Source organism: Paenibacillus methanolicus (genome assembly GCF_008124765.1).
GTDB classification, from domain to species: Bacteria; Bacillota; Bacilli; order Paenibacillales; family Paenibacillaceae; genus Paenibacillus_Z; species Paenibacillus_Z methanolicus.
In genome coordinates this window covers 232,048-251,141 of sequence record NZ_VNHS01000001.1, presented here as the reverse complement: position 1 = coordinate 251,141, position 19,094 = coordinate 232,048, and the positions used below count along the sequence as shown (strand labels likewise).

The following is a 19,094-nucleotide window of genomic DNA, read 5'->3' as shown; positions in this document are numbered from 1 at the left end:
TTAGCTCTGTAACAGGAGCTCCTGTCGCGCCACCCCCCAGCATCATTCGGGTTCCGGCGCGCTGCTCGGAGTCTTTCTTCGATAAAGGTTCCTTTGCTCCTTCCCAGCCATCGGAGCTCTCTGTGAAAGCAATCCTTTACCTACTCGTCTCGTCAACGCATTTGAATGTTGCGCTAATAATAACAGATTACCCCCTGCGAGGTAAATAACCTTTTAGAAAGTTTCGCGAAAATTTTGCTGTCAACGCTGCCTAGTGTTGGCAACGGGCGAGACGCGCAGGATTACAAAGAATGGAATGCGCGATCCACGCGGGCAAGCATCTCTTTGCGCACGTCGTCCGATACGGACGAGACGCCGCCGAACAGCAGGTGTTCCGCCACTTCGACGCCGCAAAATCCGAAAATGCCGCTGCCGGACGTCTGCTTAAGGGAGTCCGTCATGCCGGTCGACTCGTAGACTTCCTCCGGCGTGCCGTACGTGTTGACGATGACGCCTCGTTTGCCCGCGAACAGCTTGTCGATGCCGCCTTCGCTGTTGTATTGATAGGCGAATCCGTACGAGAAGGTCCGGTCGACATAGCCCTTCAGTATTGCCGGCAGTCCCGTCCACCAGATCGGATAGATGAACGCAATCACGTCGGCTTTGGCCAAATATTCCTGCTCGGTCCGGATATCCTCCGGCGTGCGGCCCGCTCGCATGGCGGACGTGTCCTCGCCGGTGAGCACCGGATTGAAATTCATCTTGTACAAGTCGCGAATCGTGACGTCGTGCCCATCCGCTCTCAGCGCGTCCGCGGCCGAGTTCAGTATGGCGCGATTGAAGCTATCCTCGTGAGGATGTGCAAATATGATCAACGCGTTCATGGCTGGTCGCCTCCTTTTGCTTGTTAGGTAGTGGAAAAGTAAACATACTGAGTTTGTGGCCGCGACGCCGATGACTATGCATCCAGATGCATGAAAGTTGATGCAGAAGTCGGTATTGCGGCGAAAACCGAAGGCGAAGCGGCGCGGCACCAAGTCCCTCGGCAATTATCGAACTACATTACCCGCAATGGCGTTCGCAAGCTCAGGGGCCTTCATCCCGGAATCTATGCCAAGAAGAGCACCGTCACCGGTGCTCTTCTTGGCGCTATCGCATTTGCACATCCTGCATGCAAGTCGGTATCCGGACTACGCCTGCCAAACACCCAGCAACTGATTCGCCAGCTCCGTCAGCCGCAGCGCGGCAGCGTTAGACGTCTTATCCTTGCCTTCGCGCTTCTCCAACTGGGAGAGGAACTTCTCGATCGACTTGGCCGCTTGTTCGTCCTGCCCCTTGTCATGATGCTTCTTCGCCTGTTTGAGGGAGGCTTCAAGTTGCTTCGCGAGCGGCCCGGATAGCTCGCCCGATGCTGCGTATTGGGCCAACTGCTCGTCCAGCAAGCTCAGCATTCCCGGCATGTCCGGCTTGCGGAGCGGCACCTTCGCCCAATTAATGTCGGAGCCGAAATAGAAGCTTGTATAGGATGGCTGATTGTACGTCGTATTCTGCCTCGCGATCTCCGCCCGGTATTGCGGATCATGCATCAGCGTGTACAGCTTGCGGTTCGTTAGATCCGTGTTCGTGTAAATCCGGATGGCCGTGCTGTCGGCCGCGCGTACGAGCAGCTCCTCCCGCCAATCGCCCCAGATGTCCGCCACGAGCGACGGATTGCCCTTCGTGCCGTTGTTCGCGCGCATTCCCTCCGCGGTCAGCAGCGTCCCGCGCTTCAAGTCGTCGATGGACGGCGTCGCTTCCAGCGCGCCGCCTACGAGTTGGGTCGTCATATCGGCCGCCCACTTGATGCTCATATTCGTGCCCGGCGCTTTGGAGTCGATCTGACTGCCGCCCGCGTTCCAGAGCGCGCCGGCCGGCGACAGCGGAATGCCTGCCCACGACTCGTAGCCGGGCTGCGCCGGATCGACGTCGCCGACCATGCCGCGTCCCGTGTCCTTGCCCGTATAGCCGCCCCATAACACTTTGCCGCTCTTCGCATCGCGCATCGCGTAGCCATAAGGCGCGTAGGCGCCGCCTTCGTGGACGGTGAAAATCTCCATGCCCTCCCGCTGAGGATCTAGATCCGCCACGTGCATGGCGTCGCCATGTCCGAGTCTGGCCGTCGCGCCCGGCGTCGCGCTCTCGGGAGGCATCTCGGCCATCGAGCTGTAGAGCAGCGTTCCGTCATCGTCGATGGTAGCCGAGCCATACACGATTTCCTGCTTGCCGTCGCCGTCCACGTCGGCGGCGCTCAAGGAGTGGAAGCCTTGCGTTGTCAGCGTGCCGTACTCCGGATCGGTACCATCGCGCCCATGAGGTCCGTCATTGAACGGATTCGTCATCGGCGTCCATCCGCTGTCGACGTACCAGTGTTCCTTCAAGCTGCGGCCGTCCCAGCTGTACGAGACCAGCGTCGAACGCGTGTAATAACCGCGCGCGAATACGGCGTACGGCTTGGCCCCGTCCAAGTACGCGACCCCCGCCAGGAAACGATCCACCCGGTTGCCCGGCTCGATTCGGGCCATCGCGTAGTCGCCCCACATCAAGCCGTCGTCGCCGCGGCCCGGCTTGTACGGAATCGTCTGCAGCTCGCGGCCGTCCGCGCCCCCGAAGACGGTCAAATATTCCGGTCCGTTCAAAATAAAGCCCTCGAACGCTCTCAGATTATTGCGCGCGCTTCGTTTCGGCGCATAGACGTCCATGAAATAATCGGTTAGTTTAACGGCGTCCTCCTTGGACAACGGATACGCATATTGTTTCTCGATGCCGAAGGCTTCCTCCAGCGTCGCCGGCCAATGGCCGTTCACGACTTCCTCGTGCTTGTGCCATTTCAAGAACATTTGGACAACATGATCGTAATACCCCTGCTTGCTGAGCCGATAGTCGTCCGTATTCGAATAACCCGCCGCCTGATCCGCCTTGGGCATCGTGATATACTTCTCCGATTCCACGCCGCCGTTCCGGCCATAACGGATGATCTTCGTGCCCGGCGCCGTCTTGAACATCATCTCGGACTTCCCGTCCCCGTCGAAGTCGTACACCATGAATTGCGTATAGTGCGCGCCCGCGCGAATGTTGACGCCGTGATCGATCCGGTACAGCAGCGTGCCATCCATCCGGTAACAGTCGATGTACACGTTGCCCGTGTACCCGATCTGCGAGACGTCCTTCGCGTTCGACGGATCCCACTTCACGAAATATTCGTACGCCCCGTCGCCGTCGACATCGCCCACGCTCATATCGTTCGCCGAATACGTGTATGCTTCGCCCGCCGGCGTCACGCCGTCCGCGGGCTTGTTCAATTTGAGGTCGAAATATGCGTTCTGCCAAGGCTTGATCGCATCGCTAAGGCCAACCTCGCGGCCGCCGGTCAAAGTCGCGACCGTATACACCGCGTCCGCCGATCCGGAGCGGTCGAGGAAATTGGTGCTGTCCGTGACGTCCGCGATCTTAACGCCGTTGCGATAGACGCGGAAATCGGCGCCCGTCAGACCGGCGGACGTGCTGCCGCTTGCTTCTCCGACCAGCAGCCTCCAGCTCAAGAAGACGCCTTCCGAGGTGGTCGCGGCCACGAGCCCGCGGTCCAAATACTCGAGTTGTACCGCCTTCGTCCGTCCCCCTTCTCCTTGGCCCGGCTTACCTGCCTCGGCCACGCCGCCGGATCCGGCCACCATCGTCACTGCCGCCAATGATGCGATGAACGTCTTGCGCATGCGTTTGCTGCGTTTTGCCATAAGGTCCCTCCTACATTTGCTGGGTATGTACATACTCATCGTCCGAGTTCTAGATGGATGCGCTTACAAAACGGAATGCGTGCCGTCCTCCTTTTGTCCTCAATATGCAAGACAGTTCCTATTATAGGAATCGCCCCCACCGCAACATAGCGAAATATCCGTGTTTTTGTGTTTAAAAATCAGTGGTAGACGAATCAAGGGACTTCGCCGCTACGCCTATAGAGACTCATAGAGGAAGGTAGAAGTCGAGGCAACGACAAAAAGAGGGCGATCGACGCCCCCTCTTTGATTCGCATATCATTACAACGCGCTCGCGACGGGAATCATTCTGGACGACTCGTTGTCGAAGTCAATGAATTTCGTTATCGGTTACGTCCCGCAAAAGGTACGGTACGGCCCTACGCCGCATGCGGCCATGACGGCATATTCCTCTTGTTCCGGCGCATAGGCGTACGGATTAGCCAACGCGGTCAGCAACCGATGCATCGGCTCCAGATCGCCATGTTTCGAAGCCGCCTCCAGTGCTTCTTCCACGCGATGGTTGCGCGGAATGATCGACGGGTTATTGGCGCGCATGAGCGCTCGCCGCGCTTCTTCCGTCTGAGGCTGGCGGGCGAGCCGCGCTTGCCATGACCGCTCCCACTCCGTGAAATCATCCGAGCCGAACAACGCGTTGTCTTCCAGCTCCCCGACCGTAAGCGAGCGGAACGTATTCGTATAATCCGCCCGATGCGTCTGCATGAGCGTCTGAAGCCGCCCGATTAGTTCTTCGTCTTCCGCCTCTTCGCCGAACATGCCGAGCTTCGCCCGCATTCCCGATAGCAAATGGGCATGAAACTGATCCATATATCCCTCGATTGCCTGCTGAGCCAAATTGACCGCTTCCTGCTCATCGTCGTGAAGAAGAGGAAGCAGCGTCTCCGCAAAACGGGAGAGATTCCAAACGCCGATCTTGGGCTGCTGACCATATGCGTAGCGGCCATGGGTATCGATCGAACTGAACACCGTCGCCGGGTCGTAGGCGTCCATGAAAGCGCACGGCCCATAATCGATCGTCTCTCCGCTGAGCGCCATGTTGTCGGTGTTCATGACGCCGTGGATAAAGCCGACCAGCTGCCACTTCGCGATCAGCGACGCTTGACGGGCAGCGACGCCTTCCAGCAGCGCGAGATACCGGTTCTCCGCATTGGCGGCTTCCGGATAATGCCGCTCGATCGTATATTCGGCCAGCGTGGCCAGATGCTCCCCGGACAGCGCGCCCGCCGCATAGACGAAAGTGCCGACGCGGATATGACTGGACGCGACGCGGGTAAGCACCGCGCCTGGCAGCTCCTCGCCGCGGTAAATCGACTCTCCCGTCGCGGCCACGGCCAGACTGCGGGTCGTCGGGATTCCCAGGCCGTGCATCGCCTCGCTGATGATATACTCCCGCAGCATCGGGCCGAGCGCCGCCCGGCCGTCGCCTCCGCGCGAATACGGCGTGCGTCCCGAGCCTTTCAGCTGGATGTCGAACCGTTCGCCCCCAGGCGTGATTTGTTCGCCCAGCAGCAGCGCCCTACCGTCGCCGAGCATGTTGAGATGACCGAATTGATGGCCGGCGTATGCTTGCGCAAGCGGCTCTGCGCCCTCGGGAGCACGATTGCCCGCGAATACCTCGATGGCTTCTTCGCTTCGAAGCGCTTCTTCGTTCATACCGAGCGATGCGGCAAGCGGGCCGTTCATGACGACGAGCGCCGGCTCATCGACCGGATTCAGCTCCTGCTTCGAATAGAAGGCGTCCGGCAATCGGACATACGTGTTATCGAAGTTCCAGCCGGCCGCGGTGTTTTCGTTGGTTGGCGTCATAGGTTGCTCCTTTGTTCTAGCGGCTAGGATATGGCCGCATAATAACATGGTCATGTACGTTTATTATACCCATTCGGGCAAGCGGTGACCAATGCGGGAATCGGGGACGCAAGCGCGGCTTCATTAAAGTCCGATGTATAGCCGCAACCTCTTTTGAAGAAAATACCAATCAGTTAAAAGAGGAGCCAGTGGACAAACCAAATGACCCATTCTCGGATAAAGCGGCTTATCAGCCTGTCCCAACAACCGAACCCGCCTGTCATTCCGATAGATCCCGCTCTGCAGCATCTGGCTTTATCCAAGCGGCTGTATTCCAATCTCCAGCTGCTGCATGAGATGTATGCAGATTGCACCGACGTTGTATTTCATGAATGCCGATACGACAATCAAAGCGCGGTGCTGCTCTACATCGACGGATTGACGAACACGGAAGAACTGGATCGCCAGGTGCTGAAGCCACTGGTGGAAGGGATGTTGGACTTCCTTAATCCGGAGGATATGAGGCAGAAGCTTGCCCTCTCCTCCACAACCATCGTCCACACATTGGCGGAAATCGCCCTGCAGGCCGGTGAAGGAAGCGCTATTCTGCTCGTGGACGGCCATGAGCAAGGCATTGCCCTCTGTCTGCCGTCCGTCGAGAAACGTTCCATCTCGGAGCCTTCGGCGGAACCTGTCGTTCGCGGCCCCCGGGAAGGCTTCGTTGAGTCGTTGCGCGTTAATACTTCTCTCTTGCGAAAACGTTTGAAGAGCCCCCGGCTGAAGTTCAAATCGATGAAGATTGGCCGTTTTTCGCAGACGAATGTGGTGCTCGCTTATATCGAAGGCATCGCAAGTCCATCCCTGTTGGATGAGGTGGAGAAACGTCTTTCGCAAATTAATGTCGAGGGCTTACTGGATACCGCCATACTCGAGGAGTATCTGGAAACCAACAAATACTCGCCTTTCCCGCAGTTGTTGGCTTCTGAACGGCCGGATCTGGTGACTGCCAATCTGCTTGAAGGCCGAGTGGGTATTATAGCGGAAGGTTCGCCATTCGTCCTCATTGCACCGGTCTCGGTCTTTTCTTTCTTTCAGTCTTCGGAGGATTACTATCAGCGTTTTATGTACGGCACGGCGCTGCGATGGCTGCGTTACTTCTTCGCTTTTATCGCTTTGCTCGGCCCATCGCTGTATGTCTCGATTCTCTCTTTCCACCAGGAGATGATTCCGAGTACCCTCATGCTTTCCGTGGCGCAATCGCGGGATCAAATCCCTTTCCCCGCTTTCGTGGAGGCTTTGTTGATGGAAATTACATTCGAGGGCCTTCGCGAAGCCGGGACGCGATTGCCGAAGCAGGTCGGCGCCGCCGTCAGCATCGTCGGCGCGTTAGTTATTGGACAGGCGGCCATTCAATCCGGCATCGTCTCGGCGCCAATGGTCATGGTCGTCGCAATGACGGGCATCGCCTCGTTTATGATTCCGAATCACGCTTTCGGAATTTCGGTTCGGCTGTTGCGTTTTCCCATCATGTTTTTCGCGGCCTGCTTTGGTCTCTTAGGCGTCATCCTTGCCGTCCTGCTTATCAATAATCACCTCTTGTCCTTGCGTTCGCTCGGTGAACCCTACTTCGAGCCGATCGCTCCGTTCAAGCGAGCCGGACTGCAGGACGTGCTCGGACGTGCTCCGTATCAGGCAAGAGATGCGAGCGGCGAGGCAAGCGGAACCGGGGATGCCCCTGCACCACAAGTTGACAAGTAGTCCAACATCATGCTGAAGGATGGTCCGCCCATGATGGTTGCAACGCTGCGCAAAGGTATCGGAACCGTCATGTTTCTCCTCTTGACGACGGGTTGTTGGGACCGCGTCGAAATCAATGATCTATCGATCGTGACCGGGGCCGGCGTCGACCTTGCCGATGACGGTCAGTTGGAGTTGTCCATGCAAGTTTTCGTGACCAAACAATCAAAAGCGGGAACGGAAGGCTCCGGCAGCGTCGCATCGCAAACAATCGTCCGGACCGTGAAAGGCAAGAATATGGCGGACGCAACCTCTAAAATGCAAGAATTGCTGCCGCGCCGCGTCTTCTGGGGTCACGACGAAGTTTTCGTCATCGGCGAATCGTTCGCCCGCAAGGACATTAATGCGACCTTGGATTATTTCATCCGTCATCCGAGTCCAAGGGAGAGGGCCAACGTGTTTGTAGCGGAGGGAAAAGCGAAAGCGCTGCTCGAATGGCAGCCGGAGATTGAACGCGAAAGTTCGGAAGCGCTGCGCGAGATGACCAAATCATATACAGGGCTGAACGTCAATATGCTGCAGCTTCAACAATTGCTGATTGGACCGACGCGTACGGCTGCGCTTCCACTCGTCAAAATGAACATGTTCAAAGGGAACAAGACCGGGTACATTCACGGTTCGGCGATCATCAAAAAAGGGCGTATGACCGGTCGCATTACAGGCACCGATACCCGGAGCATTTTATGGTTTAAAAACGAGATGCGCAACGCGACCGTAACCGTTACGCCGGAAGGAGCAGAAGAGCCGATTTCCGTCTTTCTTAATAAGAACAAAGCGTCGATCACGCCTTCGATCAGCAAAAGTAAATGGTCCGCCAAACTATCGATTCAGTCCGAAGGGCTCGTCGCGGAGAATCCCAATCCCTTGAATCTCATGGAGCCGAAAAATATGAGCAAGCTCGTCCAAGCCGTCGAGGCGGAGGTGAGCAGCGCCTTCATTCCGTCATCCGGCGAGCCGTCCGGCAAAATGCCGATTTCCTCGGTATCGCGGATGCGTTCAGCCGGAAGTATCCGCGGGAGTGGCGCAAGGCGGAGAAGAATTGGGATACGATCTTTCCCACCGTCGAAATTACGGTTGACCAGGAATGCGAAATCATTCGCACGGGCGTCATCACCCGGAATCCATCAAGTTCTGCAGCGGAAGAGTGAGAATCGAAGGATGATGAATTTGTTATACATCTTAGGGCTATCAGGCCTTGGCGCGCTGAACGCCCTTCTGGAATGGAAACGCGCATCAGGCCGGGAGCGGGTTGCCTTAATGGGCCTGATTCTTCTCGCCTGGGTTCTAGCCGCCTTGGTGATTCTCTTCCCGCAGCTGCCCGATCCGTATGAAACTACAAGCAGCTTATTTAAACCATTGGCCAAATGGCTTCGCAAGTAAATGGCGAGTTTGGAGGGTCGTATGCTCGACAATGGTAAAATAACGGTCATGCAGATGTCGCTATTCTTTTATATCAGCCTGCTGACGACGGCCGTGCTGACCGCCCAATCGCTGGCTGCCCAGATGTCGAAACAAGATATGTGGTTAGCCCCTTACCTAGGGGCCGTGACGGGTGGCATCGTCGTCGTTCTGATATGCGCGCTTCACCGGCGGTTCCCCGGCCAATCGATAATCGAATACAGCGTGACGATACTGGGCCGTCCGCTCGGCAAGCTGCTGGGCTTGTTCCTCATGTTCTTTACGCTTCAAGCTACCGGGATCGTTCTCCGGCAATTCGTCGAATTCATCGCGCTCAACTTCCTTCCCCGCACGCCCATTTTCGCCGTAGCGGCCGCTATGGTATTCGTGTGCGGGGTTGCCGTAAGAAGCGGAGTGGAGACCTTGGCCAGGCACGCGCAGCTGCTCGCCGCGGTCATCCTCTTATTCTTCTTCTTGATCAGCGTGCCGTTGTTCCCCGATTTCAAGTATTCGAATATCCTGCCCGTGTTCGGGAACGGCCTCATCCCGATCATCAAAGGCGGGCTCGTGTATCATCTTTGGTTTACCATGTTTATTTACGCCTCCTTTTATATGCCTTCATTGAAGAACGACAAGAAGCTCCGAAGGACGATGTTAGGAGCAGTCGGCATGCTGGCGGTCACCATGAGCATCAGTAATCTTGCGACATTGTTTATCGTGGGCAACATGACCCCTTTCTTCATGTTTCCTTTCATGGTGTTGGGCCGTTACATCAGTCTCGCCGATTTTTTCGAACATCTGGAATCGCTCGTCATGGCTTTCTGGATCTTCAGCTTGTTCCTCCGAATCGTCTTGACGTACTACGCGATGGCGATCGGCACGGCGCAATGGTTGAAGCTGTCGGATTATAAACCGATCGTATTCCCGATCGGAGGGCTCATTATAATTTTCAGCCTGTGGACGAGAAGCTTTGCGGAGTTATTGTTCCAAGCAGCCAACCATGCTTTTTATTATACATCCGTAGGCGTAGGCATTCCGTTGCTCCTGCTAGCGGTCGCCATGATTCGACAACGTCGCGGAATATGAACGGCACGCTGCGCGCATAAGGACCTATACACTAGAAGAGAATGATTCCCGCCGCGGCCGCCGCGAGAATGACCTTGAAGGGATGCCACTTGAAGCGCAGCATGACGAGGAACGATCCGGCGGCGATCAGCAGCGTGGCGAACGTTGACCAGTGCAGGATCGGCTTGGGCAAAGCGAGGAAACCGACGTATAGCGCGGCATACAGAATGAGTCCCGTTACGATCGGCCGCAAGCCGTAGAACGAGGAGCGGACCCATTTATGACGGGACAGCTTCATGCAGAATGCGGCCGCCAGCACGATGATGCATAGCGATGGCAGCACGATGCCGGCCGTCGCGGCGATGGCGCCGACGATCCCGGCCGTATGGTAGCCGACCATCGTCGCGGTATTCGTGGCCATCGGACCCGGCGACAATCCGGCCACGGCGGCGAGCTCCAAATATTCGCCCGATGCCATCCATCCCCGGTCGGTGACTTCCCGCTCGATCATCGGCATGACGGAATAGCCGCCGCCGAAGGAGAGTAAGCCCGCTTTAAGAAATAAGAGAAATAATGCCCACCAAATCCCCATAACGCCACCTCCGGCTAAATGTAATATTCGGGATAATAAGTCTCCCCGCCGCCTCCGCCCGATTCCGCTCTTTCGGTTTGCACGCGCATGCCCAACCTTTCCTTAGCGCGGACGATACCAAGGCCGGCCGCCACGCCCATCGCCATCAGCGCCGCGGGATGAACCGGCGTCCAAAGCAGCAGCAATAGCGCGATCGCCGCCACGCCCGCGGTCGCTTTGTCGAACAGCGCCGTCTTGGCCATCTTGTACGCGGCAGCCGCGATGAGCGCGATGACCGCCCCGTGGATGCCTTGCAGCGCCGCCGCGACTTTCGCGTTCTGCTCGAATGTGGAGTAGCCGATGCCGAGCAGGAATACGATTAGAAAAGTCGGCAGCGTAATGCCCGCGACCGCGGCGATCGCCCCCGGCACGCCGGCGGTCCGGTAGCCGATGAAGGCGGCCGCATTAACGCCGACGCCCCCAGGCGCCGTGCCGGCGACCGTCAGCAGCTCGCCAAGCTCGGACTCCGGGATCCATTGGCGCTTCGCGACCGCCTCTCGCTCTATGATTGGAATCATCGCATAACCGCCGCCGAAAGCCGACGGACCTATGCGGCAGAACGTCCAGAACAAATCAAACAGCCGTGCTTTTTTCGTATCATGACTCATTTTGGCTTCGGGCTCCTTTATGAACTACTGTCAACTTTCTAACTTCCATTATACTTTATTTATTTCATTTTGGAATAAAGATTAGCGGAAACGGCTATAAGTTGATCTTATTATTGGAATACTCTTCTCTTATCCCCGTTATTCTCATCGACTTAAATTCAATTTGGTTTTTGGTGACTGAATTCTTATCATCAAATTCGCACATTGCGCTACCCTTGTTTGGCGCATCGTCTGGCTCTTTGCAGCCGTTTCGGATATGATGAGAGAATCTAGTATTCGCATCAACTTTAACGGGTAAGCAGGGAGCGACCATGGAGAACCAAGTTAATCGCAAAAAGATGGTGTACCATACCATCGCCAAGCGGGGCATCGTCTCCAAGACGGATCTGCTTGGACAATTCGAGCTATCGACCAGTACAATGAACCGTCTGTTGGAGGAGTTAAGCGGCGACGGCTATATTGAAGAGGTTGGATTCGGCCCTTCTAGCGGCGGGCGGAAGCCGATCTTATATCAAGCGGCCGCCTCGCGCGGCTATATCGTCGGCTTGGAAATATCGCGGTTCTATTCGGCGCTCGGGCTGTTCGACCTGCATTTCAACGCGAAGACGCTCGTTCGATGGCGAATGGACGAGGACATGACGCCCGAGACGTTCGTGGCGCATGCGGCCCGGCAATTGGATGCCATGCTGCACGACCATCATCTGAGCCGCGATCGCGTCATCGGCATCGGGATCGGCGCGGTCGGACCGCTCGACCGGGAGAAAGGCCGCATCTTGAAGCCGCTTCACTTCAGCGCGCCGGGATGGACGGAAGTGCCGATCTGCGAGCTGATCGAGCGCGAGACCGGTATCCCGGCCATGCTTGATAACGGGGCGAATACGGCGCTTATGGGCGAGCATTGGGCGATGCGGGATGATCGGCCGGATCTTCAACACGCGCTTTACGTCCATGCGGGCGTAAGTCTGCGATCCGCCATGATGTCCCACGGCCAAATCGTGCACGGGAAGGTGGACATGGAAGGCTCGATCGGGCAAATGATCATCCAAGCGGGCGGCGAGCGGCTCGGATCGCACGGCAATTACGGCGCGCTCGAATCGTATGTTTCCGTGCGGGCGCTGGAGAAGTTGGCTCAGTCGGAAGCCAAGATCCGCCGAGACGAGCTGCTGCCGCTCCGGCAGACATCGCCCGATTCGATCGCCTACGATCGATTGCTTAGCGAGCTGTCCCAGAACAACGGGCAAGTGCTGGAGCTGTTCCTCCGGACGGCGAGGCATTTCGGTATCGGGCTCGCCAATTTGATCAACGTGTTCCACCCCGAACTGATCATCCTAGGCGGACCGCTCGTCACGGCGCATGAACGGTTCTATCAGACCGCCATCGAGATCGCGCTGTCGCATACGTATTATTATCCCGAGTACGAGCCCGTCTTCTCCAAGGGCGTGCTGCGCGAAGACGCCGTCGTGACCGGCGCCGCCCATATGGTATGGAAATCGATGTCCGTGTAAAGCGGCGTTCCGCGATCGCAACAACTGGAAGAAGCCGCCCTTGCGCTTGGCAAGGACGGCTTCTTCTTTGTTGATGACCTTCATTCGCTTCAAGTTACGATTTGGAAGCGATTCGCACGACGCCGAATATAAATCCCCCGAGCAGCAGCACGCCGAATACGACCCACATGATCGTGGAACCGTTCATCGATCCGCCGGACATCTCGTCCGCATCGGAGTCGGCTTGCTGGGCAGCCGCCGATTCGGCATTGCCGTTATCCGTCGACGCTGGGGTCTGCTCTTCCGACGCCGGGGGCGAGGAGTTCGCTCCCTCGGAGGCGTCTGGTAGTCCGGATGCCTCCGCTTCCTGATCAGATGTCGCGGCGCCCGCATCGCCGCCCGCGCTCGTCGTCGGCTCGGTGCCGCTATCGGATGCCCCTGCATCCGGCAACCGTTCGTCGGCGGCAGCGTCGGTCGATGCCGACGGCGTTTCTTCCGCTTGACGTTCGACTTTAAAGGCATATTCGCCGTCGACGTTATGCCCGTCCTCGCCGATGATCCGCCATTTGACGGTATACGTGCCGCTGGCAAGCGGCTGCTCGAACACGCCTTTCATGCTGTCTTTGCCGGTCTCCACGGTGACGGGTACCTCTTCTCCCGCCTCGTTCGTCACGGTTAATGCCGATAACGGCTCGATGACCGTATTAAACGTTACTTCAAGCTCCGACAGCGGCGTCTTGACGACGTCGCCTTTGGCCGGGTTGGATGTCTTCACGCCGGTATGGGCCAGCGCGCCGGTCGGCAGCAGCGTCAGCACGATCGCGACGAGCACTAGCGTAAGCAATGATTTGCGCAAAATCGAATCTTCTCCTTCGTCTCTATGTTCGCCACGAGTCTACCACAACGACTTCAGATCGGCATGACTCTTTAGGGCTATACGATGACGAATCGCCCGTTCACGCCAAAAAACCTCCGCCAATATGGACGGAGGCTTGTCTATGCGTATTAACGTTACGGGACGACGACCGTGACCGGGTCGCTGAGCGTCGTGCCGAATGGGTTGATGAGCTCCACTTGGTACGTGTACGTACCGGACGGACGCTTGAAGAACCAAGAGAACGACTGCCCGCTCGAGGTGCCGATCTCTTCGAAGTAATTCAGCGCGACCTCGCTCCCGTTCTCGAGAATGCGGCCGGACGTGGCTTTGTTCCCGCTCCAAATGTTCCAATTGACGGTGAATTCGCCCTTGGTATACAGGTTGTTATCGTTCACGCTGATGCTCGGCTTGGCCGGCGCGCCCGTAGCCGAAGTCGCGACCTGATTAATGGTGTTCGACCATGTCGTGCCGCACGCATTCTTCGCGATAATGCCGAACGAGTAGCCAATATAGCCGTTGCGCAGATTCGTGACGGTAAATTGGTTGCCCAATACATTCGTCGCCGCGAAAGGCGCCCTCGGCGAATAGTAGACATCATAGGCGTCGGCTCCGGCCGACGTTGTCCATGCAAGCGACATCGATTGGTTGCCCGGGGCAGCCGTGAGCGTGAAATCGCCAGGCTTCTCGCATGGCGCCGGCTCCGCGTTCGCGATCGAGACGGCAGGCAGAGACAGGACAACGGACAAGGCTAGAGCAGCAAGCTTTTTATTCGGATTCATCATTTCACTCCTATACTCGCATCAATTCATCATTTAGGAGTACTCCGCTTACACCGGCTTTAATTGGACGTCCTTAGCCATTTTATCTACACCGTCTATTTCTGTCAATTATTAGTAATTTATGAAAAATAGCCATCTCGCTTCATCTCTCCCAGGCCAAACGAATTAATTTCAATCCACCTCTATTACCGACGAATCGCTTGCCATTCCGCACGCATAAGAAGGAGCCGCAGTCAACCGCCAAGGTTCATCTGCCGCTCCGATCGTGCCAAATGCGCTTCAATCCTGAATTTCGCCGGGTTCCGGGAATGCCGCGCGTCGTTCGCTGCTATGCGTCCTACCGGGACATTCTTAATGCAGGGAATTCACCAGTGCGTTCCGTATTCCGCGACAAAAATAGGCGCACAGCCTGTATATCCCGTTCTCAAGTCTCTATACGGCGATAGTTAATGAACATTCTGAGAACGCCGCGACGCAAGGATCGTCCTCGCTAGTCATGCCGACTCTAGCGCGCGGATAGCATGCATCCCGACGCCTATGCTTTGTTAAGCTTTGCTCAATTTCGCAAGCGCCTCTTCTTCGTTCGGCACGAAGAACGCGTCCCTGCCGTGGTTGCTCTCGCGGAAAAAATCGCGCAGGCTCGTGCTCTCATAGCCGGAGAAATCGCCCACGACCGCGAATTTGAATTGGTAGTTGATGAACTTCTGCAAAATCTCGCCCGCGATCCGCGTCTTCAGATCGAAGAACGGCTCGGCGATCTGCTCTTTACGCACGACGAGTCGATCGCAGCCTGTTTCGTACCGGACCGTGGCCATTAGATCGAGCACGGACTGGACGTCCGTAATAAGCGGCGCGTCGGCTTCGATGACGGCTACCTCCGCGTTTCCTGCTTGTTTGACAATGATCTCCATCTTCATCCCTCCTACATAATGGGATTATATGGTTAGGTACGCCAAACCGCAAGCGATTAGCGGAAGGAAGCGAGCAGCGAGCGAATTTCATCCATCTGCGCGCGCAATAATGGTCCATGTTCGACTGCGCTCGCCAGCTCCTCCGCTTGCTTCCTCGTCTTGAAGCCCGGTATAGGCACGGCGGATTCGCTTCTTCCCCAAATCCAGGCCAGCGCGCCTTGCACGAGCGACCGCCCGCCGCTCGTCAATATTTCGCGTACCGACTCCAGCATGTCCAAATATGCCGGCACCGGCTTACCGTCCTTAAAGTAGGCGACCCATTCGTGGCCGCTTCCGCGAACATCGGTCGGCGCCAACCGCGAGGCGCCATTGAACTTGCCGCTGAGCAGCCCCATCGCGAGCGGGGAGTTGTTGATGCTCGTCAGTCCCCGGGCTTCGCACAGCTCGATCAGATCCGGCGCGTCCTGCAGCACGTTCAGCGCATGCTGAATGGCCACGGCTCCCGGCTGCTCCGCAATCGCGGCCGCCCTGCCAACATCCCACGTGCTCCAGCCGTAGCTGCGGATCAGCCCTTCTTCCCGCAGTCGGTTCAACGCGCCGATCGCCGATTCCGTCTCCTCTTCGATAAGCATGCCGACGTGGATCTGATACAGGTCGATGTAATCGGTGCCAAGCCGCCGCAGCGAGTTTTCGCAAGCCTTGCGAATGTATTCGGGCGTAACGTCATGACGCAAATAGACTTCACGGGCGGCGGGATTGTTCGTGTAGCCGAATTTCGTGGCAATGACAACATCGCCTCGTCTTCCCTTTAACGCCTGACCCAGAATCGTCTCGCTATGTCCCGCCCCGTAAGCATCCGCCGTATCGAAAAAGTTGACGCCTGCCTCAAGCGCGGCATGAATCGCCGCGATGGACTCATTGTCGTCGACCGCGCCCCAACCGTCCTCGAGTCCGCCCAATGTGAACGGTCCGCCGATCGCCCAGCAGCCTAACCCCAACGGACTAATGGCTGCCTCGCTATTGCCCAATTTCCGTTTCATTCCAATTCCTCCTTATGTCATCTGACTCCATTTCAGTATAATGAGATGAATGGCTCCGAATAAGAGCCAACTAATACGAATTTCAAAGAACCAATTTCGGGAGGCGATTCCCTTGTACGGCATACGCATCGATCAACGCATCTCCGAATCGGCGATGAAACAAATATGCGGACAACTGCGTGGCATGATCGAATCCGGTGCATTGACTCCCGGGACGCGGCTGCTGCCGACCAGGCAGCTCGCCAAGGAATGGGGCATCGCCCGCAATATCGTCATCGAAGTCTACGAGCAGCTGACCGCCGAAGGCTATCTCGAAGGTCGGGTCGGATCGGGAACTTACGTCGCGGATGGCATCCGTATTTCGGATGATCGCGGGTCGCGCCCGCCCGAGATGCATGCGCGGCCGATTCCGCCCTTGCCCGAAGCCGGCAGCGAAATCATTGATTTTGCGACCGGCATACCGGACGGCCCGTCCTTCCCCGGCAAGACATGGGCCAAATATATGAAGGAAGCCGCGGTGCATCCTGCGGATCGTTCGCCGGGGTATGGTTCTATATTCGGGAACGAACAGCTTCGGCGAGAAATCCAGGACTACCTATTCCGGGCGAAAGGCATCCGATGCGAAACCGAGCGGATCATAATCGTTTCCGGCGCTTCGGAAGGCATGCTGCTGGCTGCCGCCGCGCTGCAACCGCGTTATCGCGCCGTCTACGTCGAAGACCCGACCATCCCGTTCGCGCGCGATATTTTCAAACATATGCAGTACCGGATCGTTCCCCTTCCGGTCGACCGCGCCGGCATGAATTTCGATCTGCTGAACGGTTTTCGTCCCGGCCATCTCGCGCTGGTCACGCCTTCCCATCAATTCCCTGTCGGCAGCCTGCTCTCGATCCAACGAAGGAAGAGAGCGATCCGGATGGCCGAGGAAGCGGACGCTTATCTGCTGGAGGACGATTACGACAGCGAATTCCGTCTCAAGGGCATGCCCGTCCCGCCTCTCCACACGCTGGCGCCGGATCGTGTGCTCTACATCGGCACGTTCAGCAAAACGCTATCGCCCGGCCTACGGATCGGCTTCGTACTCGTACCTCCGTCGCTTATCGATTCCTTCGGCGCTACCAAAGAAGCGCTTAATCTATTTACGCCGCCAGCCGCGCAGCAAGCCTTAGCCGGATTCATGGCTGACGGTCATTATGAACGGCATATTCTTGCCATGAAGAAACTTTACAAGAAACGCCGACAAGCTCTGATCGATGCGCTTCACCGATATTTCGGCCAGTCGGTCGCGATCGACGGCGACGAAGCCGGGATGCATCTTCGGGTCGCGTTCCGTCACGAACTGCTGTCGACGTTACCGTGGGAGAAGACGGAAACGTTCGGTTTCAAGGCGGAAACATGCCGGGAGTACGCAATCTCGAACATGCATGCCCAAGACGGCATCGTGCTGGGATATGGCAATCTGAGCATTCCGATGATTGACGAAGGGGTTCGCCGCCTCCAAGACTACGCCGCGGCGCACGGCTATTGTTCCGTGTAATCGCGCGGAACGCGGCAAGTTGGGATATACTAGAAGCAATATCGCGTTAACATTATCGAATCAAGGAGCGAATTCCATGTCCCGACCAAGACCGCCCTGCTAATCAGCCGCCCCGTTAACTCGCCGTTCACGCGCTCCGCCTCTTGGCGATGCATTCGCATCCGCTTAGAGAGGAGCATGAACGGTGAACAATATGCACAATGTTCGCAAGCTGTATCTGATCCGGTTTTTCGGGAGTCTTATCCCCGCTTACGTCATCGAGCGGTTATTCTGGGAGTCGCGCGGCATGACGATCCAGATGGTGACGTATACGGAAATCATTTTCGCCGCGACCGTCGTCCTGCTGGAGGTTCCGACCGGCATGCTGGCCGACCGATGGGGACGCAAGCAAATGCTGCTGCTCTCGGCCTGCCTTTATGCGGCGGAACTGCTTCTACTCGTCTACGCCCACGCCTTCTGGCATTTCGCCTTGGCCATTCTTCTTGCGGGCATCAGCCGCTCGGCCAGCAGCGGCGCGGAGAACGCGTTCCTGTATGATTGCATGCTCGCCGACGGGCGTGCCGAAAATTTCGAGAAAGTCTTAGGCCGAATAAACGCGCTGGATCTGACCGCCGCTATTCTGGCCGCGCTCGTCGGCGGTTGGCTGGCCGGAACATTCGAGCTCGAGCTTCATTATTGGCTGTCCGTCGCCAGCGTCTTAATCGTGATCGTCCTAACGGCCACCCTTGCGGAAGTTCGAGCCGAGACAGAGGACGACGAAGGCAAGGAACGGAAGCCGCTTCTTGACTATTTGCGGACGTCCATCCGATTTTTCAAGACGCATGCCGACGTCCGGTCGGTCGTCTTTACCGGCATGGTGATCGGCTCCTCGGTCAGCTTTCTCTATGAATTCTGGCAAATCTATTTGGCTCGACTTGCGGTTCCAGTCGCCTATTTCGGGCTGTTCTCCGCCCTCGTCATGCTGCTTGGATTGCCGGGCAATTTGCTGGCCCACCGGCTGCTTGTCCGTTATGGCGCGAGACCGCTGCATCTTGCCGCGACGCTGCTCGCTTCAGTCGGATTTTTCTTCGCCGCGTTCGTACATCACCCTGTCAGCCTTGCCGCCATGCTGCTTACGAGTCTGGCGGCCGGGATCGCCGAGCCGATCGCTACCGGGTATTTGCATCACCGGATCGGCGACTCCTCCATGCGGGCAACGATTGATTCCTTCCAGTCGCTCGGATTGAACGCCGTTCTGGCCGCCAGCGCGATTGGCTTCGGGCTCGCATCGGCCCATTTCGACGTATTTGGGGGATATGGTTTTGTCGGTGCGTTGTGCGCCGCCTATGCAATCTGGAACGTGTGCTCGTATCGGAATAAGGCAACCTAATACGCCATGGAATCGATCATTTAGG

Annotated in this window: 15 protein-coding genes and 1 other annotated feature (1 of these 16 running past the window's edge); of the genes, 6 read left to right on the top strand and 9 right to left on the bottom strand. The window is 57.2% G+C overall.

Translation table 11 applies throughout. The features are described 5' to 3' along the window. Nucleotides 1-165: a binding site (T-box leader), on the bottom strand (it extends 104 nt beyond the left edge of the window). A 116-nt stretch (nucleotides 166-281) separates the two neighbouring features. The 3 genes from BCM02_RS00900 to BCM02_RS00890 all read right to left on the bottom strand — a co-directional run bounded on the left by BCM02_RS00900 (nucleotide 282) and on the right by BCM02_RS00890 (nucleotide 5,594). Further along, nucleotides 282-863 (bottom strand): NAD(P)H-dependent oxidoreductase, encoded by a 582-nt coding sequence (locus tag BCM02_RS00900; protein ID WP_148927176.1) that lies wholly within the window; start codon nucleotides 861-863, stop codon nucleotides 282-284. Nucleotides 864-1,169: 306 nt separating this feature from the next. Further along, nucleotides 1,170-3,749 (bottom strand): rhamnogalacturonan lyase, encoded by a 2,580-nt coding sequence (locus tag BCM02_RS00895; RefSeq protein ID WP_148927175.1) that lies wholly within the window; start codon nucleotides 3,747-3,749, stop codon nucleotides 1,170-1,172. Between the two features lie 369 nt (nucleotides 3,750-4,118). Continuing rightward, on the bottom strand, nucleotides 4,119-5,594 hold the full coding sequence (locus BCM02_RS00890) for a protein adenylyltransferase SelO (protein WP_148927174.1): 1,476 nt from the start codon (nucleotides 5,592-5,594) through the stop codon (nucleotides 4,119-4,121). Nucleotides 5,595-5,795: 201 nt separating this feature from the next. On the opposite strand from BCM02_RS00890, the gene BCM02_RS00885 reads away from it, so the two are divergent. The 3 genes from BCM02_RS00885 to BCM02_RS00875 are packed head-to-tail and all read left to right on the top strand — an operon-like array spanning nucleotide 5,796 to nucleotide 9,854. After that, nucleotides 5,796-7,331 carry a spore germination protein gene (locus tag BCM02_RS00885; RefSeq protein ID WP_342791288.1) on the top strand — a complete coding sequence of 512 codons (1,536 nt, stop codon included), beginning with the start codon at nucleotides 5,796-5,798 and terminating at the stop codon, nucleotides 7,329-7,331. Nucleotides 7,332-7,361: 30 nt separating this feature from the next. Next, entirely contained in the window at nucleotides 7,362-8,750 is a 1,389-nt protein-coding gene (locus tag BCM02_RS00880) for a Ger(x)C family spore germination protein (protein WP_187433941.1), read from the top strand. A gap of 21 nt (nucleotides 8,751-8,771) precedes the next feature. Continuing rightward, complete coding sequence (locus tag BCM02_RS00875; protein WP_187433940.1) at nucleotides 8,772-9,854, top strand: GerAB/ArcD/ProY family transporter; 1,083 nt, start codon at nucleotides 8,772-8,774, stop codon at nucleotides 9,852-9,854. Nucleotides 9,855-9,885: 31 nt separating this feature from the next. Here the strand turns inward: BCM02_RS00875 and BCM02_RS00870 are convergent, their stop codons facing one another. Beyond that, the gene (locus BCM02_RS00870; protein WP_342791287.1) at nucleotides 9,886-10,425 is read right to left on the bottom strand and encodes a chromate transporter; all 540 of its coding nucleotides are present in this window, start codon (nucleotides 10,423-10,425) and stop codon (nucleotides 9,886-9,888) included. Between the two features lie 14 nt (nucleotides 10,426-10,439). Further along, a complete protein-coding gene (locus BCM02_RS00865; protein ID WP_148927171.1) occupies nucleotides 10,440-11,072 on the bottom strand; it encodes a chromate transporter in 633 nt (210 codons plus the stop codon). A 311-nt stretch (nucleotides 11,073-11,383) separates the two neighbouring features. Here BCM02_RS00865 and BCM02_RS00860 point away from each other — a divergent pair, with 311 nt between their 5' ends. Further along, entirely contained in the window at nucleotides 11,384-12,577 is a 1,194-nt protein-coding gene (locus tag BCM02_RS00860; protein WP_148927170.1) for an ROK family protein, read from the top strand. A 94-nt stretch (nucleotides 12,578-12,671) separates the two neighbouring features. Here BCM02_RS00860 and BCM02_RS00855 read toward each other — a convergent pair whose 3' ends face one another. From BCM02_RS00855 to BCM02_RS00840, 4 genes are all read right to left on the bottom strand, one after another. Beyond that, nucleotides 12,672-13,412, bottom strand: a complete 741-nt coding sequence (locus tag BCM02_RS00855; protein WP_187433939.1) for a copper resistance CopC family protein — start codon at nucleotides 13,410-13,412, stop codon at nucleotides 12,672-12,674. A 155-nt stretch (nucleotides 13,413-13,567) separates the two neighbouring features. Next, nucleotides 13,568-14,212, bottom strand: a complete 645-nt coding sequence (locus tag BCM02_RS00850) for a chitinase N-terminal domain-containing protein (RefSeq protein WP_187433938.1) — start codon at nucleotides 14,210-14,212, stop codon at nucleotides 13,568-13,570. 545 nt (nucleotides 14,213-14,757) lie between these two features. Continuing rightward, a complete protein-coding gene (locus BCM02_RS00845; protein ID WP_148927167.1) occupies nucleotides 14,758-15,123 on the bottom strand; it encodes a DUF4180 domain-containing protein in 366 nt (121 codons plus the stop codon). A 56-nt stretch (nucleotides 15,124-15,179) separates the two neighbouring features. Further along, complete coding sequence (locus BCM02_RS00840) at nucleotides 15,180-16,163, bottom strand: aldo/keto reductase (protein WP_148927166.1); 984 nt, start codon at nucleotides 16,161-16,163, stop codon at nucleotides 15,180-15,182. Between the two features lie 112 nt (nucleotides 16,164-16,275). Here BCM02_RS00840 and pdxR point away from each other — a divergent pair, with 112 nt between their 5' ends. Then, nucleotides 16,276-17,700 (top strand): MocR-like pyridoxine biosynthesis transcription factor PdxR, encoded by a 1,425-nt coding sequence (gene pdxR / locus BCM02_RS00835; RefSeq protein WP_148927165.1) that lies wholly within the window; start codon nucleotides 16,276-16,278, stop codon nucleotides 17,698-17,700. A gap of 193 nt (nucleotides 17,701-17,893) precedes the next feature. Then, nucleotides 17,894-19,069, top strand: coding sequence for an MFS transporter (locus BCM02_RS00830; RefSeq protein WP_222870989.1), 1,176 nt, complete (start codon nucleotides 17,894-17,896; stop codon nucleotides 19,067-19,069). Nucleotides 19,070-19,094 lie beyond the last annotated feature (25 nt).